The organism is Paracoccus sp. P2 (assembly GCF_046335115.1).
In the GTDB taxonomy this organism is placed as follows: Bacteria; Pseudomonadota; Alphaproteobacteria; order Rhodobacterales; family Rhodobacteraceae; genus Paracoccus; species Paracoccus pantotrophus.
The window spans coordinates 96,525-117,554 of sequence record NZ_JBGOSN010000009.1 but is presented as its reverse complement, the minus strand read 5'-3'; the positions used below and the strand labels follow the sequence as shown (position 1 = coordinate 117,554).

Here is a 21,030-nt window from a genome sequence, read left to right as displayed (position 1 = left end):
GATGTTTCCTCCCCGGGAAATCAGACTTCTTTCAGGTGGAACAGGCGGTGACCGTCCAGCCAGGTCTCGAACCCGCCCGGCACCACGAAGGTCGTCGCGTCGGATTCGATCACGGCGGGGCCGGTGATGCGGTTGCCGGGCTGCAGCGCCTCCATCCGGTAAAGCTGGGCATCGACCCATTGCTTGTGCCGGTAGAACTTGCGCATGCCGAGCTTGGCCTCCTCGGGCGGGGTCGGGCCGGCCTCGGGCTCTTTCGGGATCTTCGGCTTCGGGATCGGCACCGTGCCGCGCATGATCGCGCCGGTCACCGAATAGCCCAGTTCGGGCGAACGCGCCGAGGCGGCATAGACCCGGCCATAGGTGTCGTTGAAGGCATCGACCAGCTTGTCCCAGTCCTCGGCGGAATGCGCCTGCATGATCGGGCTTTCGATCTCGAGGTCGTTCAGCTGGCCGCGATACTGCATGCGGAAGCCCGGTTGCAGCTTGACCCGGTCGGGGCTGTAGCCGTTGATCTCGAACTCCTCCAGCACCCGCTCGCGCAGCTCCTCCCAGGCGGCTTGCAGGGTCTTGGCCTGGTTGGCCTTCAGATCGGCGCTTGCGTCGCTGGCGATGTTGATGTCCAGCGACTTGTCATAGCGGTATTCGAAATCCGCCGCCGCGCAGCCGAAGGCGGAAAAGCCCGCGGCCCAGGCCGGCACGATCACGTCCTCGAAGCCCAGCCCCTCGGTATAGCCGTAGGTATGGACCGGACCGGCGCCGCCATAGCTGAAGCAGACGAAGTTGCCCGGCGTCGAGCCCTTGCCCGAGATCATCGAGCGCAGGTAGTCGCGCAGGTCGCTGTCCAGAAGCTCGATCACGCCCGCCGCCGCATCCTCGACCGTCAGGCCCAGCGGGTCGGCGATCTGCTCCTTCATGGCGTTCCAGGCGCGTTCGCGGTCCAGCTTGACCTGCCCGCCCAGGAAGTTGTCGGGGTTCAGATAGCCCAGGATGACATGGCAGTCGGAAATGGTCACGGTCTCGATCCCCGACTCGGCCCAGCAGACGCCGACGCGATAGCCGGCGCTGTCCGGCCCCAGCTTGATCGCCTTGGTATAGGGGTCCAGCCGGATGAAGCTGCCCGCCCCTGCGCCGACCGAATCCATGGCGACCAAGGGCAGCGACAGGACCAGCCGCGCCATGTCCGGGTCGTTGCGGATCGTCAGCTCGTTCTGGGTGATCAGCGCCACGTCGAAGGAGGTGCCGCCGATATCCGAACAGGCGATGTTGGAATAGCCCAGCACCTCGCCCAGGTATTTCGCCCCGATCACCCCGCCGATGGGGCCCGAGACGATGGTGCGCGCCAGTTCCTTGGCCTTCCAGCTGATGGTGCCGCCATGCGTCGCCATGACCCGGAAGTCGAATTTCGAGCCGTTCTCCTTGAAGGCGCTGGTGATCTTGTTCAGCGTCTGGCGCGAGGGCTCGGCGGCATAGGCTTCCAGAATCGTGGTGTTGGTGCGGTGGGTTTCCTTGCGCACCGGGTAATAGTCGGTCGAGGCGAAGACCGGGATCGCCTTGCCGGATTTCTGGATCTCCTCCAGCACGATGTCGCGCACCCGGCGTTCATGGCCGGGATTGCGATAGCTGTGCAGAAGCGAGATCACGATGCCCTCGACATCCTGGGCGATCAGGTCGCGGGCGGCCTGGCGGGCGGTGTCCTCGCGCAACGGGATCACCACGGTGCCGGACATGTCCACCCGCTCCATCACGCCGCGCGTCAGGTGGCGCGGCACCAGCGGCTCGTCGTAGTAATGCGTGTTCAGGTGGATGCGGTCCTCGTAGGCGAAGCCCAGATAGGCCTGGATGGCGCGGCCCATGCGGTGGAAATCCTCCATCCCCGCATTGACGATCAGCCCGCAGCGCAGCCCCTTGCGCTGCACCACGCGGTTCAGCATGGCGGTGCCGGAATAGACGCCGGTCTGGATTTCGGACAGCGCCTCCTCCAGCGTCAGGCCCCAATGTTCCAGCCCCTCCCTGGAACTGGCGATCAGGCCGAGCGCCTCGTTCTGCGGCGTCGATTGCGCCTTGCCGACGACGAAATCGCCCTCGCTGTCGACAAAGAACGTATCGGTCATGGTGCCGCCGGCATCGATGCCCAGCACCTGCACCTTGCGATTGTTGGATTTGTCCAATGGCACGGTTTTCTCCTCCCATTGCGCCACCCTCCCGTGGCGTGATGACAGGATGGAACCGGGGGGCGGCCCCGTGTTGTCCGGTTTTCGGACGATGCATCGGACAATAGGCGGACAGCGGGCGGACAGATGCCGGGGCGCCAGTCGCGGGCGTCAGTCAGTCGCGGCGGGGGCGCGGGATGCCGTATTGGTCCAGCTTCAGATACAGCGTCGAGCGCGCGATCCCCAGCCGCCGGGCGACCTCGGTCATGTTGCCGCCCGCCTCGGCCAGGGCGGCGGCGATCTCGGCCCGCTCGCGGTCGCGCAGGGTGCTTTCGGCCCGCGGCCCGGCGGGCCGGGTCAGGTGCCGCGGCAGGTCCGCCACGTCGATCAGCCCGCTCAGCGAGGTCGCGCCCAGCGATTCCATGAGATTGCGCAACTCGCGCAGGTTGCCCGGCCAGTCATGCGCCTGAAGATGCAGCATCGCCGCCGGAGTAAAGCGCAGCGCCCGGCCATGGCGCTGCTGCGGATAGGCCGCGGCAAAGCGGCGAATCAGGCCGGGCAGGTCGTCGCGCCGCTCGGCCAGCGCGGGCAGGCGCAGCGTGGCGGCGGCCAGGCGGAAATACAGGTCGCTGCGCAGCTCGCCCTGGGCCATCCGCTCGGCCAGGCCGACCGAGGACAGCGACAGAAACTGCAGCGGCGCCCCGGCCGCGCGGCGCAGATGGGCCAGCACCTGCGCCAGCAGCGCCTGCACCGGCGGCGGCGCCTGGCCCGGCTCGTCCAGGCACAGCGTCCCGCCGCTTTCGGCCAGCCGTGTCAGCGCACCCGCGTCGACCAGGTCGTCGCGCAGCGCATCGGCGTCCAAGAGGCTGCAATCGACGAATTCGAAGGGCTGGCCGGCCTGCGGACCGGCACCGTGCAGCGCGCGGGCCAGGGTCTCCTTTCCCGCTCCCACCGGTCCCTCGATCAGCAGGGGCACGCCACCCTCGACATATTTCACCGCGGCGGCGCAGATCGGGCCCAGGCAGGCGCCGCTCTGGGCGATCTGCGCCAGGCCGACGGCCGGATCAGCCGGGCATCGGCTGCGCAAGCCGGGCCGCGGCAGGGTCAGCATGACGCCCAGCATGTCGCCGCGATCCGCCAGCACGTCCACGTCGGCATGGGGCAGAACCTGCCGCAGCCGGGCGGCCAGATGGCCCGGATCGCCGTCGCGCGCTTCGGCCGGCAGGTGCAGCGCCCTGCCCTCGCCGTCCCAGGCCCGGCCCGCCGCCGCGTCGAAACCGGCGCTGGACCAGACCGGCTGGCCGAAACGGTCCAGCACCATGATCGCATCGCCGGCGCGCTCGCGGCGCTCGGCCAGCAGCCGCTCGACCAGGCGGCGATGCTCCTGCAGCCCGGCATTGCGCATCGCCTCCTCGATCTGCATGGCCAGGGTCACGGAAAAGGCCGCGACCTGGCCAAAGGGCTGCCCCGAGGGCCCCGAGATGTCGATGGCGCCCAGAAGCGCGCCGTTGAACGGGTCGCGGATCGGCGCGGCGGCGCAGGACCAGCGCTGGATCGCCTCGCAGAAATGCTCGACGCCCGAGATGGTGACCGGCTTGGCCAGGTGCAGCGCGGTGCCGATCGCATTGGTGCCAATGGCGTCCTCGTCCCAATGGCCGCCGGGATGCAGGTGGTTTTCCTGGCCGCGCGACAGGATGCGGGCATCGCCCTCGGCCTCCATCACCACGCCGCTGCGGTCGCAAAGCAGCAGCATCATCCCGGCATCGTTCAGCATGTAGCCGGCGCGGCGGATCGCCGTCTGCGCGGCCGAGCGCAGGCGCTGGTTGCGGTGGCGGATCACGCGCAACTCGTCCTGGGCGACGCTGGGCGCGCGCTTGAGGGTCTCGATCTCTTTCCGCCCCCTGGACCTGACCCAGGATCTGAGCACGACCTCCCGTATGCTGGGGGGCACGCTCCCCAGCGCGCGGAATCGCTCCCAGTCCTCCTTCTGGATGCTTTCCGGCATGTCTCTGCGCCCCGCGTTAAGGCTGACGGATAGTAAGGTGCGCGCGCCCGCTGCTGTCAAGGAAAAGCCGGCCGGCCCGGCCTGCGGCTTTCCTGCCGCAACCGCCCGTCGATCATCGCAAAAAAGGCCGCCAGCGGTCGCGACGCGCCCCTCTCCCGCCACGCACCAGGGCGACGGCAACGAACCGACCGCTGCGGACAGGCATCGGCGCATGGGCCAAACCGGCGGCGCCGGCAGCCGCGGAGCGGTTCATCTGCAAGGGTGAAATGGTAGCGGAGGAGGGATTTGAACCCCCGACACAAGGATTATGATTCCTCTGCTCTAACCAGCTGAGCTACTCCGCCACGGGTGCGTGCGATTTACGGTGAGCGGCTGGGGGCGTCAAGGGGCCGAAAGCAGGTTTTTCAAAGTTTTTGGCCCGCTCGCCAGCCCGGCCCGACGCCCGGCTTCTTCGTTCCCCAAATACCCAAAAAGCGACGGCGCCAGCGCCGCCGCCCTCGATGGAAAGCATCAGACGGAAATCCCGCTGCGCCCCGCCAGGTCGGTAAAGAACTGCCAGGCCACCCGGCCCGAGCGCGAGCCGCGCGTCGCCTGCCACTCGATCGCCTCGGCGCGCAGCCGATCCTCGGGGATCTGCAAGCCATAGGCGTCGCAATAGCCGCGCACCATGGCCAGGTATTCGTCCTGCGAACAGGGGTGGAAGCCCAGCCACAGCCCGAACCGATCCGAGAGCGAGACCTTCTCCTCGACCGCCTCGCCGGGATGGATGGCGGTCGACCGCTCGTTGTCGATCATGTCGCGCGGCATCAGGTGGCGCCGGTTCGAGGTGGCATAAAGGATCACATTGGCCGGCCGCCCCGAGATGCCGCCGTCCAGCACCGCCTTGAGCGACTTGTATTGCGTATCGTCATGGCTAAAGGACAGGTCGTCGGAAAACAGCACGAAGCGGCGCTCGCGCGCCCGGCCCAGGATCGCCAAGAGCCGCCCGACCGAGCCCAGATCCTCGCGCGCGATCTCGACCAGCACCAGCGGCAGGCCCTGGCGCACGGCCTCGGCATGCACGGCCTTGACCAGCGAGCTTTTGCCCATGCCGCGCGAACCCCAGAGCAGCGCGTTGTTCGCCGCATGGCCGCGGGCGAATTGCAGCGTATTCGCCAGCAGCGTGTCGCGCGCCCGGTCGATGCCGATCAGCTGCACCAGATCGACGCGGTTGACCTCGGCCACCGGCTCCAGCCGGTCGGGATCGGGCTGCCAGACATAGGCGGTCGCCTCGGTGAAACTCGGCTCGGGCGCGGGCGGCGGCGACATGCGTTCCAGCGCCGCGGCGATGCGCAGCAAGGCTTCGTCAGGCATCGGCTTCCCGTTCTTCCAGTTCGCGCTTCTTTTCCATCCGCCGCACCAAGAAGATCGAGACCTCGTAAAGCCCATAGATCACCGTGAACAGCACGACCTGACTGATGACATCGGGCGGGGTGACGATGGCGGCCAGCACCAGGATCACCACGATGGCATAGCGGCGCACGCTGCCCAGCCCCTCGGAGGACACCAGCCCGGCCTTGCCCATCAGCGTCAGCGCCACCGGCAGCTGGAAGGACAGGCCGAAGGCCAGGATGAACTTGGTGGTCAGCGCCAGGTATTCGCTGACCGAGCCCTGGAAGACGATCCCGGCCAGATGCGGGTTCTGCTCGGCCGCCGCCGGGTCGTCGGGCAGGGCCAGCGGCCCCTGCTGGAAGCCCAGGAAGAAATCATAGGCCATGGGCAGGATGATGTAATAAGCGAAGGCCGCGCCGATCATGAACATCACCGGCGACGCGACCAGGAACGGCAGGAAGGCCGCCTTTTCGCTGCGATAGAGGCCCGGCGCGACAAAGCGCCAAAGCTGGTAGGCGATAACCGGGAAGGCCAGCACGAAGCCGCCCAGGAAAGAGATCTGGATGGCGACGAAGAAGCCTTCCTGAAGCTTCAGCAGGATCAGCCCGCATTCCTGCCCGCGCGTCTCAAGCGCATGGCAGATCGGCCGCGTCAGGAAGTTGTAGATCGGGTTCCAGACCGTATAGCACAGCACCATCGCCACGACGAAGGCCAGGACCGACCAGATCAGCCGGGTCCGCAACTCGGCCAGGTGTTCGATCAGCGGCGCCGAGCTGTCGTCGATGCTATCGGGGTTCTTGTCGGATTTCGCGGACACTCAGCGATCTTTCGTATCGGAGCGGCGCACCGCATGCAGGCGGCGCTGGCCGGGTTCAGGGTCGGCGGCCGTGACCGGCGCCGCCGGCGCGGCCCCCTGCCCCGACCCGGCCGCGGCAGGGTTGTCGGAAGGGGCGCTGGCCAGGCTCGGGCCGTCTCCAGCCGCGGGGCCAGCCGCAAGCCCGGCCGCGCCCGGATCCGGCACGGCCCGCGTGCTGGCCGAGGGGGCCTTGGGCTCCCATTTCTCGAACCGGTCGGCGGCGCGCTCCAGGGCATCCAGACCCAGCGCCTTCTTCGAGGTCAGAGACTTGACGTCGCGCAAGGCGTTGCCGGCCTCGTCCAGGCCGGTGCTCTTGGCGGCATCCTCCATCGCGCTGGAAAACTCGCGCGCCATGGAGCGGGCGCGGGCCGTGATCCGTCCCAGCGAATGAAACAGATGCGGCAGATCCTTCGGCCCGATCACGATCAGCGCGACGATGCCGATCAGCAGCAGTTCGCTCCAGCCGATATCCAGCATTGCGATGTCCCGCGACGGTTACGAACGGTCGGTGCCGTGCGGCGTGACGTCGCGCATGGCCTCGTTGGTCTGGGCCTGGGCACGGGCTGCGTCCTCGGCCGGGCTCTGGCCGATGGGCTTCTTGGCGTCCTCGGCGGCGCGGTCATATTCCTCGGCACCGTCCTTGACGCCCTTCTTGAATGCGGTGATGCCCTTGCCCACCTCGCCCATCAGGGACGAAACCTTGCCGCGCCCGAAAAGCACCAGCACCACCACCGCGATGAGCAAAAGCCCCGGAAGGCCGATGTTGTTCAGCATGTCGTTTCCACTCCTTGCCGGCCGTGCCGGCGTTGACGGGTCATATGTAGTCCTCGACCATTGCAATGCAAAGCCCAAACGCGCCCTCTCCTTCCAACCATGGCAGCGCGGCGGAAAATCCGCCATGCTTTCCATCGCATGCAATCCGGGGAATAAGGTAACGATATGGAGATAACTCAGATCATCAGCGCCTTCGTCACGCTGTTCGTCGTGATCGACCCGGTGGGGCTTGCGCCGCTGTTCATCGCCCTGACCCGCGGCATGACACCGCAGCGGCGGCGGCGAATCGGCTGGCGCGCGCTCGGCATCGCGGCGGCGCTGATGACGCTTTTCGGCCTGGCGGGCGAGGCGATCCTGGCCGGTATCGGCATCTCGCTGTCCGCCTTCCGCATCGCCGGCGGGCTGCTGTTGTTCCTGACCGCGCTCGACATGCTTTTCGAACGCCGCACCGAGCGGCGCGAGGGCCAGGCCAGGGACGATGACGACGACCCCTCGGTCTTTCCGCTGGCCACGCCGCTGCTGGCCGGTCCTGGGGCGCTGGCCTCGATGATCCTGCTGGTCGGGCAGAACCCCGGCCCCGCCCATACGCTGATGATCCATCTGGTCATGCTGGCGGTGCTGGGCATCGCCGCCGCGCTTTTCGCCATGGCCGGGCCCATCGCGCATGTGCTGGGCCGCACCGGGACCATGGTGGTCACGCGGCTTTTCGGCATGCTGCTGGCGGCGCTGTCGATCCAGTTCGTGATCGACGGGCTCAAGGGATCGGGGCTGGTCTGATGGGCGAAGAATTCGGCCGCCTTGCCTATCTGGTGCTGCTGCTGATCGCCGTCGGCGGCTTCCTGCTGGTCGAGCTGCGCGCCCGGCCGGGCCAGGCCCTGCGACAGGCGGCGGCCTGGGGGCTGATCTTCCTGGGCGTGGTGGCGCTGGCCGGGCTTTGGGACGACATCCGCGGCACGATCTCGCCCCAGGCCCGGATGCTCGAAGGCGGCCGGATCGAGGTGCCGGTCGGCAATGACGGCCATTACCACCTGACCGCGCAGGTGAACGGCACCCCGGTGCGCTTCGTCATCGACACCGGCGCCACCAGCATCGCCCTGGGACCACGGGACGCCGCGCGCGTCGGCATCGACCCCGAGACGCTGGCCTATGCCGGCCAGGCCCGCACCGCGAACGGCATCGTCCAGACCGCGGCCGTGCTGCTTGATTCAGTCGCGATCGGCGAGATCCACGACAGCCGCGTCCCCGCGGTGGTGCTGCGCGCCGAACTCGAGCAATCGCTGATGGGCATGTCCTACCTGTCGCGCTTTGCCCGCGTCAGCATCGAGGGCAACCGGCTGATCCTCGAACGCTGACCGGCTGCCTTTCCGCCCGGATGTCCGGGGAAGAGCGGCCAGCCGCGCCTCGTTCAGGAGGCGGAGGCCTCCTTGCAGTCGCGCGCGGCAACGGCTGCGGCCTCGGTTTGCTTGTTCAGGAACATGATCGCCAACCGGCGGCGGTCCTGCTGTCTTTGCGCGGTCTTCCGGCGATTGGCGCGCCTGTTCGGTGTTCCTGCCATTTCTTGCCTCGTTTTCTTGAAATTATTGGGCAGTCTCCGCCGCCCCCGCCCGGCTGCGCCGAGAGAGGTCCGACAGAACCAGCCGCTATAGGGGGAGTATCGTCGGGCGGGCAGATGGAACTGCGCAACGCCCTGGGCGCCAGGCGCCTATTTTTTCTTGCGTTTCTTGGCGGGGGTGCCGCCCTCGGACGCTTCCTTGGCCAGCCTCGCCGCGCGCAGGCTTGCGGTCAGTTCCTGGCGGCGTTCGGTCTGCTCGCTGATGATCAGCTTGGCTTCCGAGGTCGTCCGATCCATCGCTGTCAGCGGCGTCGGCTCGCGGAAAAGCCCCTTCAGTCTGTCCTTGGGTGCCATGCGAGCCTCCGGGATGTTGGTCCGACCAGGATCGGTCGGACCATCTGTCTTGCCATCGTGCAGGATCAGGCCAGGGCCAGGTCGCGCGCCGATTGGCGGCCGTCGCGGCCGGTCTCGATTTCGAAAGTCACGGCCTGGCCGTCATCGAGTTGACGGATATTCGCCCGCTCGAGGGCCGAGATATGCACGAACACATCCTTGCCGCCTTCCGCGGGAGCGATGAAGCCGAAGCCTTTGGTGGCGTTGAACCATTTCACGGTGCCAGTGGCCATCGTGATGTCTCCTTCAGTTATACCGTCCGCGACATGCGACGGCCCGGCTCAGTCAGATCGAAGCATAGTCTGAAGCCGGAAAGGAGACAGGATGCAGAAGAAATAACCTAGCCCGCTGAACATGGGGTGCAATGGGCAGGAATGCAAGGGCTGTCTGCGCCGGGCGGATGACAGGGCCGCCTCAGCCCTGGTCGCGCTCGGCCAGTTGCAGCCATTCCTCTTCGGCGGCGGCCAGCGCCTGCTGGCGCTCGGCCAGGCCCTCGCTGGCCTTGGCGAACTTGACCGGGGCGGTCTGGAACAGGTCGGGCTGGGCCAGGAACTCGGTCAGCTTGCCGATCTCGGCCTCCAGCCGCTCGATGACGGCCGGCAGCGCCTCCAGCCGCTTGCGTTCCGAGAAATTGAGCCCCGTGCGCGGTGCCGTGGCCTTGGGCTGGGGCGCGGGCGCGGCCGGCGCGGGCCTGGCGGGGGCCGGCCGGGTCGGCTCGGGCACGGGGGCCGCCTGTTGGCGTTGCGCGCGGTAGTCGGACCAGCCGCCGGGATAGATCGTGGCCCGACCGTCGCCCTCCATCGCCACGGTGGTCGTGGCCACGCGGTCGATGAAGTCGCGGTCGTGGCTGACCAGCAGCACCGTGCCGTCGTAATCGCCCAGGATGTCCTGCAAGAGGTCCAGCGTCTCGACGTCCAGATCGTTGGTCGGCTCGTCCAGCACCAAGAGGTTCGAGGGCCGGGCCATGATCCGCGCCAGCAAAAGCCGCGCCTTTTCCCCGCCCGACAGGCTGCCGACCGGCGCCCGCGCCTGCGCCTCGTCGAACAGGAAATCCTTGAGATAGGCCACGACATGGCGCGGGTTGCCGCGCACCATCACCTGGTCCGAGCGCCCCGAGACCCGCATGGAGGGATCGCCCGCCAGCGCGTCCCACAGTGTCACCGTCTCGTCGATGGCCGAGCGCGCCTGGTCGAAGACCGCGATTTCCAGGTTGGTGCCGTGCCTGACCGTGCCGGTATCGGGGGCGATCTCGCCGGTCAGCATCTTGATCAGCGTGGTCTTGCCGGCGCCGTTCGGGCCGACAAAGGCCACCCGGTCGCCGCGCAGCACCCGCAGGTCGAAGGGCTTCAGGATCACCCGATCGCCGAAGGACTTGGAAATGCCCTTGGCGTCGATCACCCGCTTGCCCGATTGCGGCCCCGCGTCCAGTTCCATCGCCGCCGTGCCCTGGCGGCGGATCTGGCCGGCGCGCTCCTCGCGCAGCGCGGCCAGCGCACGGACGCGGCCCTGGTTGCGCTTGCGCCGGGCGGATATGCCCTCGACCGCCCAGCGGGCTTCGGCCTTGATCTTGCGGTCGAGCTTGTGGCGCGCCTCGTCCTCGGCGGTCCAGACGGTTTCGCGCCAATCCTCGAAATGTTCGAAGCCCTTGTCCTGGCGGCGGACCTCGCCGCGGTCGATCCACAGCGTCGCCCGGGTCAGCGCCCGCAGGAAGGCACGGTCGTGCGAGATCAGCACGAAAGCCGCCCTGGTCGCGGAAAGCTGCTCCTCGAGCCAGCCGATCGCCTCGATGTCGAGATGGTTGGTCGGCTCGTCGAGCAGCATCAGTTCCGGCGCCTCGGCCAGCAGCCGCGCCAGCGCCGCCCGCCGCCGCTCGCCGCCCGAGGCGGTGGCTGTGGGGCGGTCGGGGTCGAATTTCAGCCCCTCGGCCGCCATCTCGACGCGGTAGCCCTCGGCCTCGCCCAGGCCGGCGCGGGCGAAATCGCCCAGGGTGGCAAAGCCCGACAGGTCGGGATCCTGCTCCATGTAGCCCACGGTCGTTCCGGCAGGGGTGACGACCTGGCCGGCATCGGGCTCGACCAGGCCTGCCATGACCTTCATCAGCGTGGACTTGCCCGAGCCGTTGCGGCCGACCAGCGCCAGCCGGTCGCCCTGCTGAACGGTCAGGTTCAGCCCCTCAAAGACGGGATTGCCGCCGAAGGTCAGGGAAATATCGGTGAGTTGCAGAAGCGGAGCGCGTGCCATGAGGGGGCAGATATGCCGCGCCAGCCTGCCGGTCAACCGGGGACGCATGCGGGCGGGATGGGGGCGCTGCCCCCGGCGCGATGACGGGTGGCAAAAGGTTTGAGCTTTTGGGCTCGAAACCTGCCATTTTTCCGAAATGTCAGAAATTCTGGCGCCGAAAAATCAATACGTTAGATGAAAATATGTGCGCGGTTTCACGCACACCGTAAACCTTTTTGTTTATGGTGTGCGCTGACCAAGGCCGTCGGCTGAACTGGGTATCCCTTCCTCTACGGCCATGCGAGACCAAGATTCGCAGCTCCGCTTAAAGTAGCCTCGGGGACGGGCAGGATGAGTGCTCTGCAACTCTACCTGTCGCATAAAGTCAAACATCGCCGCAGCCGCGACCTCATGGATTTCATAACCCATGATCGTAACCGTCCGGTCTGACCGCTACCTTTCGACGCCTGGCCTGCGCAGGCAAGGTGCGTGGCGGCAGCCCGGCGTCCCGCGCTTCGGCCGCCGAAGCCGGCACAAAGCCGGCTGGTGCCTGCGGTCAAAACAGGTGCGGAACGGCGCCCATTGACCGCGGCGGCCACAGACGCCTGCAAGCGCGCAACTGCCCGGCGGCCGGCCTGCGCGCCGACGCGGGACATCATGATCGACGGCAGGCCCGGCCCTGCGGCGCGCGATACGGCGCGCAAAGGGCACGGCACGCCGGGCCGCTACTGCCGCGCCAGCCAGTCGGTGATGCAGCGGCGCAGATTCGTCTCGCCCAGAGTGCGCGCGTCGTCGATCAGCCGCTTCAGTTCGCTCAGGTCCACGCGCCGGATCAGGTGCTTCACCGGCCCGATCGAGGCCGGGCGCATCGACAGCCGCCGGAACCCCAGCGCCGCCAGCGTTACCGCCTCGATCGGACGGCCGGCATCCTCGCCGCAGAACGACACCGGCACCCGCGCCTCGTCGCAGCGCCGCACGATCTGGTCGAGCAGCGAGATGAAGGAGGTGTTCAGCGTGTCATAGCGCCGCCGCACGCGCTCGTTCTCGCGGTCGGCGGCAAAGAAGAACTGCTTCAGGTCATTGCCGCCCACCGAGATGAAATCGCACATCTCGAAGAACTTCTTCGGCGCGAAGGCCAGCGAGGGCGTCTCGAGCATGGCGCCGACGCGAATGTCCGAGGGCATGGCATGGCCCAGCCGCTGTTCGCGCGCCAGTTGCTCCATCAGCAGCTTATGCGCCTCTTCGAACTCGTGCATCTCGGTGATGAAGGGGAACATGACATAGAGCGGCCGCCCCACCGCGGCGCGGATCAGCGCCTGCAACTGCATCCGCAAGACGCCGCGCTTGTCCAGCCCCACCCGGATCGCCCGCCAGCCCATGGCCGGGTTCGGCTCGTCCTGCGGCTTCATGTAGGGCAGCACCTTGTCCGAGCCGATGTCCAGCGTGCGGAACATCACCGGTTTGCCATGGGCATTGTCCAGCACATGCGCGTAAAGCGCCGCCAGCTCGCCCCGGCGCGGCACGCGGGTGCGGGTCAGGAACTGCAACTCGGTGCGGAACAGCCCCACCCCCTCGGCGCCCGAGCTTTCCAGGCTGGGCAGGTCGGCCATCAGCCCGGCATTCATGTAAAGCTGGATCGTCGTGCCGCATTTCGCGGTGGCGGGCAGGTCGCGCAACCCGGCATAACGCTTTTGCGCCTCGGCCTGCATCGCCATCTTGTCGCGAAAGGCCTTGGCGACCGATTCCTCGGGGCGCAGATGCACGGTGCCCATGTCGCCATCCACCAGGATCAGGTCGCCGTTCAGCGCCTCGGAGGTGACGCGCTCGGCATGGATCACCAGCGGGATGGCCAGCGCGCGGGCGACGATGGCGGCATGGCTGCCGACCGAGCCCTCCTCCAGCACCACGCCCCTGAGGCGCCGGCCATAATCCAGCAACTCGGCCGGGCCGATATTGCGTGCGACCAGGATCGGGTCGTCGGGCATCTCGGCGCCGGTGTCGCGCCCCTGCCCGGTCAGGATGCGCAAGAGCCGGTTCGACAGGTCGTCCAGATCGTGCAGCCGGTCGCGCAGATAGGGATCGGCGGCGCTTTCCAGCCGGGCGCGGGCCTGGCTTTGTTCTTTCTCGACCGCGGCCTCGGCCGAAAGGCCCAGGTCGATCGCCTCTTCCATCCGGCGCAGCCAGCTGCGGGAATGGGCGAACATGCGATAGGTCTCCATGACCTCGGCCGAATCGCCCGAACCCATGTCGGTGGCGGCCAGCATGGAATCGACCGTGGTGCGCAGCATGGCCACGGCCTCGGTCAGCCGGGCCTTTTCCTTCAGCGGATCGTCGGCGACCGGATTGGTGACCACCACGCGGGGCTCGTGCAGCCAGACCCGGCCCTCGGCCGCGCCCTCCTGCGCGGTCGAGCCGCGGAACATGACCGGAAAGCGGTGCTGGAGCGGCAGGCTGTCCGCCTGCGAGCCCAGGAAGGCGCCCAGCTCGGCCATCTCGGCCAGGACCATGGCGACCACCTCCAGCCCATAGACCTCGTCCTCGTTGAACTGGCGGGCATCGCGGGACTGCACCACCAGCACGCCCAGCTTTTCGCCGACGCGCTGGATCGGCACGCCCAGGAAGCTGGAATAGACCTCTTCGCCGGTCTCGGGCATGTAGCGGAAACCGGGCTCGGCCGGGGCATTGGCGGTGTTCACGTGCCGGCCCGAGCGGGCGACGCGGCCGACCAGCCCCTCGCCCAGGCGCAGCCGGGTCTTATGCACCGATTCGGGCTTCAGCCCCTCGGTGGCGCACAGCTCCAGCGTGGCGGGATCGCGGAAAAGATAGATCGAACAGACCTCGGTTCCCATCGAATCGGCGATGTGATGGGTGATCTGATCGAGACGGTCCTGGCCGCCCCCAGGGGCGGCCAAGGTTTCGCGCAGCCGCCGCAGCAGCTTGCGCGAGTCGCTGTCCTTGCGTTCGGGCATAATCCTCCCGCTTCAGCCTATCGGCCCGGATTCAGGGCTTTTCCAGTTCGAAGGCATCATGCAGCGCCTGAACCGCCAGTTCCATATACTTGCGGTCGATAAGCACCGAAATCTTGATCTCGCTGGTGGAGATCACCTTGATGTTGATGTTTTCATCGGCCAGCGCCTTGAACATGCGCGCGGCGACGCCGGCATGGCTGCGCATGCCGATGCCCACGACCGAGACCTTGGCGACCTCGGTATCCACGACCAGGTCGTCATAGGCGATATGGCCGGCGGCCTTGGCATCCTCCATGGCCTTGCGGGCGCGGGCGACCTGATTCACCGGGCAGGAGAAAGTCATGTCGGTCACCGAACCGGGGTGATCCTCGTAATCCTTTTCCGAGATGTTCTGGACAATCATGTCCACGTTCACGCCGGCCTCGGCCAGGGGCGCAAAGATCGCGGCCGAGATGCCGGGGCGGTCCTCGACCGTGACCAAGGTGATCTTGGCCTCTTCGCGGGAATAGGCGACGCCGTTGACGACTTTCGATTCCATGATTTCATCCTCATCGCAGACCAGGGTGCCGCTGTTCTCGTCGGTTTCCTCGAACGAGGACAGCACCCGCAGGCGGACCTTGTAGCGCATCGCCAGCTCGACCGAGCGGGTTTGCAGAACCTTGGCCCCCAGGCTGGCCAGTTCCAGCATCTCCTCGAAGGCGATCTTCTTGAGCTTGCGCGCTTTCGAGGTGATGCGCGGATCGGTGGTATAGACCCCGTCCACATCGGTATAGATGTCGCAACGCTCGGCCCCGAAGGCGGCGGCAAAGGCGACCGCCGTGGTATCCGAGCCGCCGCGGCCCAGCGTGGTGATGCGGTTGTCCGAGCCGAGCCCCTGGAAACCCGCGACCACGGCGACCCGCATGCCCTCGGCGAATTTCTGGTCGATATTGTCGCGAGGGATGGAGACGAAGCGCGCCGAGGAGTGCTGCGAGGTGGTGTTGATCGGCACCTGCCAGCCCTGCCAGCTGCGCGCGGGCACGCCCAGTTCCTGCAGGGTCAGCGCCATCAGCCCGGCGGTGACGTTCTCGCCCGAGGCGACCACGGCGTCGTATTCGCGCGCATCGAACAGCGGCGAGGTCGCCTCGACCCAGCCGACCAGTTCGTTGGTCTTGCCCGACATGGCGCTGACGATGACGATCACGTCATAGCCGCGCTCGACCTCGCGCTGAACCTTCAGCGCGGCGTTCTTGATGCGGTCCAGGTCGGCAACCGAGGTGCCGCCGAATTTCATCACCAGAAGCGGCATTCCCTTGCCCCCAGCATCACCAGTTTTCAGGGGGGCCTTCTAGGGTCGGGACGGGAAAAGAACAAGGGGCGGCAGGCATTTCCCGAACCTTCCGGTGCATTATTTTGCCAGCCCGGCCGCCGACGCGCTCGGCATCTTGATGCCGCCGGCGCAGGACCGCAAAAGGGCGGGCATGAAAGTGACGCATGACGAATCCACCTTCACCCTGACCGGCAAGATCTGGTCGGCGACCTATCCCCTGGAGGAGCTGCCGAAATGGCTGGCCTTCTATCGCGGCCGCAAGGCACGCTTTCCCAAGGCCGGCAACAGCTATGACGCCACCATCGCCGCGCTGGAGCAGCTGGAGCGGAGCCTGGCCGCGAAACGCTAGGCGTCGCTGCGGTCGCGCCAGCGGCTATGGATATTCTCGCAATGGGCCGTCTCGGCAAAGACGCGGTCCATCAGCGCCATGAAGGCGCTGCGCCAGGGCGACGGCGGCTGACGATAGACGCGCGAGCAAAGCGGCTCTGATTGCTGTCCCCCAAGGGTCCGGTTGATGCAGACGGACGCGCTCCACCAAGCGTTCATGAGAACCTCGCATACTCATCAAAACACCTTCGATCAGACGAATGTGACACCCCGAAAACAACCGGGGGCGCCCCCAGCTTCATGAAGCGGCGCTGATGCAGCAAAGTCACGCTGGCTTTTTCGGCAGGAAACCGCCGGGCTCGCCGCCGGATCCCTGCGGGAAAGCGGCGCGGGCGGCATCCGGAACAAGGCCGCAAACCGCGCTGCAAACCGGTGAGGGTCGGAAGGAACTGAGTGGTGACTGAGTGGTGGTCGGGGCGAGAGGATTCGAACCTCCGGCCTACGGTACCCAAAACCGTCGCGCTACCAGGCTGCGCTACGCCCCGGACCTGTCGCGCTGTCTAGCGGCTGACCGCGCTGGGGGAAAGGGAAAACTGAGAGGCCGCAGCACCTTCAGTCGCAGGACGCCAGCGCATCCTGCTGCGGCAGGCGCGGATGCGACAGCACCATGCCGGGATGGATGCCCAGCCGCGCCGCGTCGCCGCCCGGCACCTCCAGCACCATCAGCCGCTCGGGCGCGGGATCGCCGGGCGCCACGCCCGCGATCGCCGTCTCGTCCAGCGGCTTGGCCATCGGATGAACGTGGCGCACCTCGCCCCGTGCGTCGATGAAGATCATGTCCAGCGCAATCAGCGTGTTGCGCATCCAGAAGCTGACCGGCTGCGGCGATTCGTAGATGAACAGCATGCCCTGCCCCGCCGGCAGGTCGCGGCGGAACATCAGGCCCCGCGCGCGTTCCTCGTCGCTGTCCGCGATCTCGACCGCCACCTCGACCGGCTTGCCCCGACCCTGGAACAACGCCCGGTCGGGATGACACGGGGCCGCAAGGGCCGAGGATTGATTTATGACAAGAAAAGCAAGAACAACCGTAACGGCCCTCAACTTCATACCGCGCCCGCGACCAGCCGCAATTTAGCGAGCGCGGCCGCTCCCCCCGGCTGTGTCTGCCGCGCCTCGATCGCGGCTTTCTCCCAGGACAGGATTTGCGCGGCCATCATCCCCCGCCGGCCATCGACCACGCGCAGCGCGATCGCCTCGCCCACGGCCAGATCGGCAAAGCCGGAATGGCGCAACACCTCGACATGCAGGAACACGTCGGCTTTTTCGGCGAAGATATTGGCAAAGCCGAAGCCCTTGGCCTTGTCGAACCATTTCACCCGCGCCGGCAGCAGCGGCAGCTGCGCGATCTCTTCCGGCGTGGCCGAACACAGATCGGCGATGGCGGGCATCGGCTCGCTGGCAGGCGGCGTGATCTCCAGCACCTCGACCGCCTGCATGCCGCGCGGCGTCTTCTGGATGATGGCAACCACATGAGAGCCCTCGGCAACCGAGCTCTGGCCGAAATTCCTCAGTACGTTGGCGTGCAGAAGAATGTCGGCGCCACCCTCGGGATCGGTCAGAAAACCGAAGCCCTTGCTGCCATCGAACCATTTCACGACGCCCGCGATCTTGCGCTGTTGCTCGTCGTCTTCTTCCATGTCGTCCTGTCACCCGTTAGAAAACCAGAAACAACCCGAAACTCCGGTCCCGCGCCCTTCGGTCTAGGCTGAACGAAGGTGGAGCCGGATTGGTCAGGCTTTCCATACCATGGATAAATCGCGAACCCGCATCAAGGGCTAAGACGGCAGACTTGCCATAAACTTTGAATTATTTCTTGACTATTGTCCTGTCCGTCGCCGCTTTCGTCGGAAAAACCTCGTTTTGTCCAGCGAAAACGGTCATGCAGGCGGAAGGCGCCATCGGCCCAGAATTCGATCTGGACCGGGCGGATTCGATAGCCGCCCCAATGCGGCGGGCGCGGGGGATTCAACCCAAGATTGATCCCAAGCCGCGCCACATCACCCATCAGCGCACCGCGGCTGGCCAGCGGCCGGCTTTGGCGCGAGGCCCAGGCGCCGATCCGCGACTGCAAGGGACGCGAGGCGTAATAGGCATCGGCCAGGTCGGATTCGACACGGGTGACATGGCCGCGTACGCGCAGTTGCCGGCGCAGCGACTTCCAGTGCATGACGAAGGCGGCGACCCCGGTCGCCTCGATCTGGCTGCCCTTGGCGCTTTCGTAATTGGTATAGAAGACGAAGGAGCCCTCGGCCCCCGCCCCCTCGATCCCCTTCAAAAGCACCATGCGCACGTCGGGCATGCCCGCGGCATCGACGGTGGCCAGCGCCATGGCGCTGGGGTCGTTCGGCTCGGTCCTTTCGGCCTCGGCCAGCCAGCTGCGGGCGATGGCAAAGGGGTCGTCGCCGGCGAAAATTCCGCTGCGGTCGCTCATGTCTGCCTGCTTACCGACACTTGATGCCTCCATGCAGTTCGCCTAATCCTGCTGCAAACCGAAGAAGCGCGAGGGGCAGCATCATGTCAAGTGACGGCGGGAATGGGCTGATGAAGGGTCGCCGCGGCCTCATCATGGGCCTGGCGAACGACAAGTCCATCGCCTGGGGCATCGCCAAGGCGCTGGCCGAACAGGGTGCCGAGCTGGCCTTTTCCTATCAGGGCGAGGCGCTCAAGCGCCGGGTCGAGCCGCTGGCCGCGCAGATCGGCTCGGACCTGCTGGCCGAATGCGACGTGGCCGACGAGGCCTCGGTCGACGGGCTGTTCGCGACCATTGCGGAACGCTGGGACAGCCTGGACTTCATCGTCCATGCCATCGGCTTTTCCGACAAGGAGCAGCTGCGCGGCCGCTATGCCGACACCACGCGCGACAATTTCCTGATGACCATGGACATCTCGGTCTATTCCTTTACCGCCGTGGCGCGCCGCGCCGCCGCGATGATGCCGAACGGCGGCTCGATGCTGACCCTGACCTATTACGGCGCCGAGCGGGTGATGCCGCATTACAACGTCATGGGCGTCGCCAAGGCCGCGCTGGAGGCGTCGGTGCGCTACCTGGCCGAGGATTTCGGCAAGGACGGCATCCGCGTCAACGCCATCTCGGCCGGGCCGATCAAGACGCTGGCGGCCAGCGGCATCGGTGATTTCCGCTATATCCTGAAATGGAACGAGCTGAACTCGCCGCTGCGCCGCAACGTCACCATCGACGATGTCGGCAAGTCGGCGGTCTATCTCTTGTCCGACCTGGGCTCGGGCGTGACGGGCGAAACCCATCACGTCGATTCCGGCTATCACATCGTCGGCATGAAGGCCGTGGACGCCCCCGACATCGCCACGACGAAAAAGGACTGATCCTCCGCGATGAGCGCCGAACAGGTCATCGCGCTTGTCTCGGCGCTGACGCTGGCGATCCTGACGCCGGGGCCGGCGATCATCGCCACGGTGCAGACCGCCTTCCTGCATGGTCGCGCCCGCGCCCTGCCCTATGCGCTTGGACTGGCCACGGGCGCCTCGCTGTGGTGCCTGTTCGCGCTGGCCGGGCTGGCGGTGCTGTTCCGGCTGCACCCGGCGCTGTTCGTCGCGCTCAAGGTCTTTGGCGGCTTCTACCTGCTGTGGTTCGCCTGGACGCTGTGGCGCGCCTCGACCCTGCCCCTGCCGCCGGCGGCCGGCGGCGCCAGCAAGGGGTTCTGGGGCGGGATCGCGCTGAACCTCTCCAATCCCAAGCCGGCGCTGTTCTATGCCGCGTTGATCCTGTCGGTCTTTCCCGAGCCGATGGGGATCGCGCGGCAGGCGCTGATCTATGGCATCTGCCTGGGGACCGAGCTGTTCTGGTATGCGCTGGTCGCCGTTCTGATGTCGACAGCCCTCATGCGCGCGCGCTATTTTGCGGCAAAGTTCTGGATCGACCGGGCCGCCGGCATCGCCATCGCGCTGCTGGGCCTGCTTCTGATCGTCAACCACTAAGGAGCCAGCATGAACGATCGCCTGCCCCATGAACGCGGATTCCATATCAGCTGGGACCAGCTGCACCGCGACGCCCGTGCCCTGGCCTGGCGGCTCGAGGATCGCCCCTGGCGCGCGATCCTGGCCATCACCCGCGGCGGGCTGGTACCGGCGATGATCGTCGCGCGCGAACTTGACGTGCGGGTGATCGACACGATTTCCGTCAAGTCCTATCGCGGCAAGGGCGGGCAGGAGCGCGGCGAGGTCACGGTGCTGAAGGCTCCGGACCCGGCGGTGATGCAGGACGGCGACGGCATCCTGGTGGTCGACGACCTGGTCGATTCGGGGCGCACGCTGGAACATGTGCGCACCATGTATCCCAAGGCGCATTTCGCCACCGTCTATGCCAAGCCCAAGGGCCGGCCCATGGTCGAGACCTATGTGACCGAAGTCAGCCAGGACACCTGGATATTCTTCCCCTGGGACATGGCGCTGCAATACGTCCAGCCCTATCGCGGCGAGGATTGATCCCGCGCGGCATGTCGCGGGCGCGCGGCGCTTCAGGATTGCCCCGCAGATCGTCGTGGCGCATCATCGGATGGCGGGCCGGAAGCGGCCCCTGTCCTGCGAGGGAAAACGGTGATGCGTCCGATCCTCATTGTTGCGCTGTTGCTGCCGATGCCGGCGGCCGCCTTCATGGCCCGCAACGGCATGACCGTCACCCAGGCCGGCCCGACCGAGATCGCGGTCGCCTACCAGGCTCGGCGCGAGGACACCGATTATTGGTGCGCCGCGGGCGATTTTGCGCAGCGCGCCCTGGGCCAGCCTGGCAAGGCCCGGATCTGGCGCGCCACGCCCAAGCCGCGCAAGGCGGGCCAAGGGATCGTCTTCACGCTCGATCCCGCACGCAAGGCCGAAGGGGCCGGGTTGTCCGAATTCGGTTCGGGACCGCGCGACGGCTCGCTGCCGCTGGGGATGGCGGTGGGAAATTACTGTCGCAGAGACATTCCCTTTTGGCGGGACTGACTTCTGCTGCCGCATTCGGGCGCAGCGATGCTGGCAACTTGCCCGGCCGGAACCACCGCCCCCCGCCAATCCGCTAGCCGCCTTG

At 67.0% G+C, this 21,030-nt stretch carries 23 protein-coding genes and 2 tRNA genes; 7 read left to right on the top strand and 18 right to left on the bottom strand.

The annotated features are described in order from the left end of the window. Positions 1–20 precede the first annotated feature (20 nt). The 7 genes from ACDP63_RS08375 to ACDP63_RS08345 form a co-directional block, all read right to left on the bottom strand. The gene (locus ACDP63_RS08375; protein WP_028710106.1) at positions 21–2,168 is read right to left on the bottom strand and encodes a hydantoinase/oxoprolinase family protein; all 2,148 of its coding nucleotides are present in this window, start codon (positions 2,166–2,168) and stop codon (positions 21–23) included. A gap of 157 nt (positions 2,169–2,325) precedes the next feature. After that, the gene (locus tag ACDP63_RS08370) at positions 2,326–4,155 is read right to left on the bottom strand and encodes a sigma-54-dependent Fis family transcriptional regulator (protein WP_024844997.1); all 1,830 of its coding nucleotides are present in this window, start codon (positions 4,153–4,155) and stop codon (positions 2,326–2,328) included. Positions 4,156–4,422: 267 nt separating this feature from the next. Then, a tRNA-Met gene (locus ACDP63_RS08365) sits at positions 4,423–4,499 on the bottom strand. A gap of 166 nt (positions 4,500–4,665) precedes the next feature. Continuing rightward, the gene (locus ACDP63_RS08360) at positions 4,666–5,508 is read right to left on the bottom strand and encodes an ATP-binding protein (protein ID WP_024844996.1); all 843 of its coding nucleotides are present in this window, start codon (positions 5,506–5,508) and stop codon (positions 4,666–4,668) included. Then, positions 5,501–6,343, bottom strand: coding sequence for a twin-arginine translocase subunit TatC (gene tatC / locus ACDP63_RS08355; protein ID WP_024844995.1), 843 nt, complete (start codon positions 6,341–6,343; stop codon positions 5,501–5,503). Before tatC ends, ACDP63_RS08360 begins: the two co-directional genes overlap by 8 nt. Continuing rightward, on the bottom strand, positions 6,344–6,859 hold the full coding sequence (gene tatB, locus ACDP63_RS08350; RefSeq protein WP_024844994.1) for a Sec-independent protein translocase protein TatB: 516 nt from the start codon (positions 6,857–6,859) through the stop codon (positions 6,344–6,346). An 18-nt stretch (positions 6,860–6,877) separates the two neighbouring features. Beyond that, positions 6,878–7,156, bottom strand: a complete 279-nt coding sequence (locus ACDP63_RS08345; protein ID WP_024844993.1) for a twin-arginine translocase TatA/TatE family subunit — start codon at positions 7,154–7,156, stop codon at positions 6,878–6,880. A gap of 165 nt (positions 7,157–7,321) precedes the next feature. On the opposite strand from ACDP63_RS08345, the gene ACDP63_RS08340 reads away from it, so the two are divergent. Further along, a complete protein-coding gene (locus ACDP63_RS08340) occupies positions 7,322–7,933 on the top strand; it encodes a MarC family protein (protein ID WP_024844992.1) in 612 nt (203 codons plus the stop codon). Further along, positions 7,933–8,508, top strand: a complete 576-nt coding sequence (locus ACDP63_RS08335; RefSeq protein ID WP_024844991.1) for a TIGR02281 family clan AA aspartic protease — start codon at positions 7,933–7,935, stop codon at positions 8,506–8,508. The genes ACDP63_RS08340 and ACDP63_RS08335 overlap by 1 nt, the downstream gene beginning before the upstream one ends. Positions 8,509–8,561: 53 nt before the next feature. Here the strand turns inward: ACDP63_RS08335 and ACDP63_RS08330 are convergent, their stop codons facing one another. From ACDP63_RS08330 to ACDP63_RS08305, 6 genes are all read right to left on the bottom strand, one after another. Beyond that, positions 8,562–8,711: a hypothetical protein gene (locus ACDP63_RS08330; RefSeq protein WP_155984367.1), complete on the bottom strand. Its 150-nt coding sequence runs from the start codon at positions 8,709–8,711 to the stop codon at positions 8,562–8,564. A gap of 147 nt (positions 8,712–8,858) precedes the next feature. Beyond that, positions 8,859–9,062 (bottom strand): hypothetical protein, encoded by a 204-nt coding sequence (locus tag ACDP63_RS08325; RefSeq protein WP_024844990.1) that lies wholly within the window; start codon positions 9,060–9,062, stop codon positions 8,859–8,861. Positions 9,063–9,127: 65 nt separating this feature from the next. Next, complete coding sequence (locus ACDP63_RS08320; protein WP_024844989.1) at positions 9,128–9,334, bottom strand: cold-shock protein; 207 nt, start codon at positions 9,332–9,334, stop codon at positions 9,128–9,130. A 181-nt stretch (positions 9,335–9,515) separates the two neighbouring features. Then, a complete protein-coding gene (locus ACDP63_RS08315) occupies positions 9,516–11,342 on the bottom strand; it encodes an ABC-F family ATP-binding cassette domain-containing protein (RefSeq protein WP_024844988.1) in 1,827 nt (608 codons plus the stop codon). 704 nt (positions 11,343–12,046) lie between these two features. After that, the gene (ptsP, locus tag ACDP63_RS08310; RefSeq protein ID WP_024844987.1) at positions 12,047–14,290 is read right to left on the bottom strand and encodes a phosphoenolpyruvate--protein phosphotransferase; all 2,244 of its coding nucleotides are present in this window, start codon (positions 14,288–14,290) and stop codon (positions 12,047–12,049) included. Between the two features lie 31 nt (positions 14,291–14,321). Next, on the bottom strand, positions 14,322–15,578 hold the full coding sequence (locus ACDP63_RS08305; protein WP_024844986.1) for an aspartate kinase: 1,257 nt from the start codon (positions 15,576–15,578) through the stop codon (positions 14,322–14,324). Positions 15,579–15,750: 172 nt separating this feature from the next. On the opposite strand from ACDP63_RS08305, the gene ACDP63_RS08300 reads away from it, so the two are divergent. After that, the gene (locus ACDP63_RS08300) at positions 15,751–15,948 is read left to right on the top strand and encodes a hypothetical protein (protein WP_024844985.1); all 198 of its coding nucleotides are present in this window, start codon (positions 15,751–15,753) and stop codon (positions 15,946–15,948) included. Here the strand turns inward: ACDP63_RS08300 and ACDP63_RS08295 are convergent. The 5 genes from ACDP63_RS08295 to pdxH all read right to left on the bottom strand — a co-directional run bounded on the left by ACDP63_RS08295 (position 15,945) and on the right by pdxH (position 18,417). After that, positions 15,945–16,145, bottom strand: coding sequence for a hypothetical protein (locus tag ACDP63_RS08295; protein ID WP_143091260.1), 201 nt, complete (start codon positions 16,143–16,145; stop codon positions 15,945–15,947). The two genes, ACDP63_RS08300 and ACDP63_RS08295, sit on opposite strands and share 4 nt — an antisense overlap. Before the next feature lie 249 nt (positions 16,146–16,394). After that, positions 16,395–16,471: transfer RNA gene (locus ACDP63_RS08290), tRNA-Pro, on the bottom strand. A 67-nt stretch (positions 16,472–16,538) separates the two neighbouring features. Next, positions 16,539–16,943, bottom strand: coding sequence for a DUF192 domain-containing protein (locus ACDP63_RS08285; RefSeq protein WP_409927896.1), 405 nt, complete (start codon positions 16,941–16,943; stop codon positions 16,539–16,541). An 86-nt stretch (positions 16,944–17,029) separates the two neighbouring features. Next, a complete protein-coding gene (locus tag ACDP63_RS08280; RefSeq protein WP_024844983.1) occupies positions 17,030–17,623 on the bottom strand; it encodes a cold-shock protein in 594 nt (197 codons plus the stop codon). A 131-nt stretch (positions 17,624–17,754) separates the two neighbouring features. Further along, positions 17,755–18,417, bottom strand: a complete 663-nt coding sequence (gene pdxH / locus ACDP63_RS08275; RefSeq protein WP_024844982.1) for a pyridoxamine 5'-phosphate oxidase — start codon at positions 18,415–18,417, stop codon at positions 17,755–17,757. A gap of 110 nt (positions 18,418–18,527) precedes the next feature. On the opposite strand from pdxH, the gene fabI reads away from it, so the two are divergent. The 4 genes from fabI (at position 18,528) to ACDP63_RS08255 (ending at position 20,945) form a co-directional block, all read left to right on the top strand. Continuing rightward, positions 18,528–19,328, top strand: coding sequence for an enoyl-ACP reductase FabI (gene fabI, locus ACDP63_RS08270; RefSeq protein WP_024844981.1), 801 nt, complete (start codon positions 18,528–18,530; stop codon positions 19,326–19,328). Positions 19,329–19,337: 9 nt separating this feature from the next. Further along, positions 19,338–19,940, top strand: a complete 603-nt coding sequence (locus tag ACDP63_RS08265) for a LysE family translocator (protein WP_024844980.1) — start codon at positions 19,338–19,340, stop codon at positions 19,938–19,940. Between the two features lie 9 nt (positions 19,941–19,949). After that, on the top strand, positions 19,950–20,447 hold the full coding sequence (gpt, locus tag ACDP63_RS08260) for a xanthine phosphoribosyltransferase (RefSeq protein ID WP_024844979.1): 498 nt from the start codon (positions 19,950–19,952) through the stop codon (positions 20,445–20,447). A 114-nt stretch (positions 20,448–20,561) separates the two neighbouring features. After that, complete coding sequence (locus tag ACDP63_RS08255; protein ID WP_024844978.1) at positions 20,562–20,945, top strand: hypothetical protein; 384 nt, start codon at positions 20,562–20,564, stop codon at positions 20,943–20,945. Positions 20,946–21,030 lie beyond the last annotated feature (85 nt).

What these genes read in the sequence shown, in the direction of transcription:
- ACDP63_RS08255 (WP_024844978.1), top strand. Translation starts at nt 20,562, where the DNA reads ATGCGTCCGATCCTCATTGTTGCGCTGTTGCTGCCGATGCCGGCGGCC.
- ACDP63_RS08370 (WP_024844997.1), bottom strand. Translation starts at nt 4,155, where the DNA reads ATGCCGGAAAGCATCCAGAAGGAGGACTGGGAGCGATTCCGCGCGCTG.
- ACDP63_RS08300 (WP_024844985.1), top strand. Translation starts at nt 15,751, where the DNA reads ATGAAAGTGACGCATGACGAATCCACCTTCACCCTGACCGGCAAGATC.
- pdxH (WP_024844982.1), bottom strand. Translation starts at nt 18,417, where the DNA reads ATGAGCGACCGCAGCGGAATTTTCGCCGGCGACGACCCCTTTGCCATC.
- ACDP63_RS08325 (WP_024844990.1), bottom strand. Translation starts at nt 9,062, where the DNA reads ATGGCACCCAAGGACAGACTGAAGGGGCTTTTCCGCGAGCCGACGCCG.
- ACDP63_RS08335 (WP_024844991.1), top strand. Translation starts at nt 7,933, where the DNA reads ATGGGCGAAGAATTCGGCCGCCTTGCCTATCTGGTGCTGCTGCTGATC.
- fabI (WP_024844981.1), top strand. Translation starts at nt 18,528, where the DNA reads ATGAAGGGTCGCCGCGGCCTCATCATGGGCCTGGCGAACGACAAGTCC.
- ACDP63_RS08345 (WP_024844993.1), bottom strand. Translation starts at nt 7,156, where the DNA reads ATGCTGAACAACATCGGCCTTCCGGGGCTTTTGCTCATCGCGGTGGTG.
- tatB (WP_024844994.1), bottom strand. Translation starts at nt 6,859, where the DNA reads ATGCTGGATATCGGCTGGAGCGAACTGCTGCTGATCGGCATCGTCGCG.
- ACDP63_RS08280 (WP_024844983.1), bottom strand. Translation starts at nt 17,623, where the DNA reads ATGGAAGAAGACGACGAGCAACAGCGCAAGATCGCGGGCGTCGTGAAA.
- ACDP63_RS08295 (WP_143091260.1), bottom strand. Translation starts at nt 16,145, where the DNA reads ATGAACGCTTGGTGGAGCGCGTCCGTCTGCATCAACCGGACCCTTGGG.
- ACDP63_RS08320 (WP_024844989.1), bottom strand. Translation starts at nt 9,334, where the DNA reads ATGGCCACTGGCACCGTGAAATGGTTCAACGCCACCAAAGGCTTCGGC.
- ACDP63_RS08340 (WP_024844992.1), top strand. Translation starts at nt 7,322, where the DNA reads ATGGAGATAACTCAGATCATCAGCGCCTTCGTCACGCTGTTCGTCGTG.
- ACDP63_RS08360 (WP_024844996.1), bottom strand. Translation starts at nt 5,508, where the DNA reads ATGCCTGACGAAGCCTTGCTGCGCATCGCCGCGGCGCTGGAACGCATG.
- ACDP63_RS08330 (WP_155984367.1), bottom strand. Translation starts at nt 8,711, where the DNA reads ATGGCAGGAACACCGAACAGGCGCGCCAATCGCCGGAAGACCGCGCAA.
- ptsP (WP_024844987.1), bottom strand. Translation starts at nt 14,290, where the DNA reads ATGCCCGAACGCAAGGACAGCGACTCGCGCAAGCTGCTGCGGCGGCTG.
- gpt (WP_024844979.1), top strand. Translation starts at nt 19,950, where the DNA reads ATGAACGATCGCCTGCCCCATGAACGCGGATTCCATATCAGCTGGGAC.
- ACDP63_RS08265 (WP_024844980.1), top strand. Translation starts at nt 19,338, where the DNA reads ATGAGCGCCGAACAGGTCATCGCGCTTGTCTCGGCGCTGACGCTGGCG.
- ACDP63_RS08305 (WP_024844986.1), bottom strand. Translation starts at nt 15,578, where the DNA reads ATGCCGCTTCTGGTGATGAAATTCGGCGGCACCTCGGTTGCCGACCTG.
- ACDP63_RS08315 (WP_024844988.1), bottom strand. Translation starts at nt 11,342, where the DNA reads ATGGCACGCGCTCCGCTTCTGCAACTCACCGATATTTCCCTGACCTTC.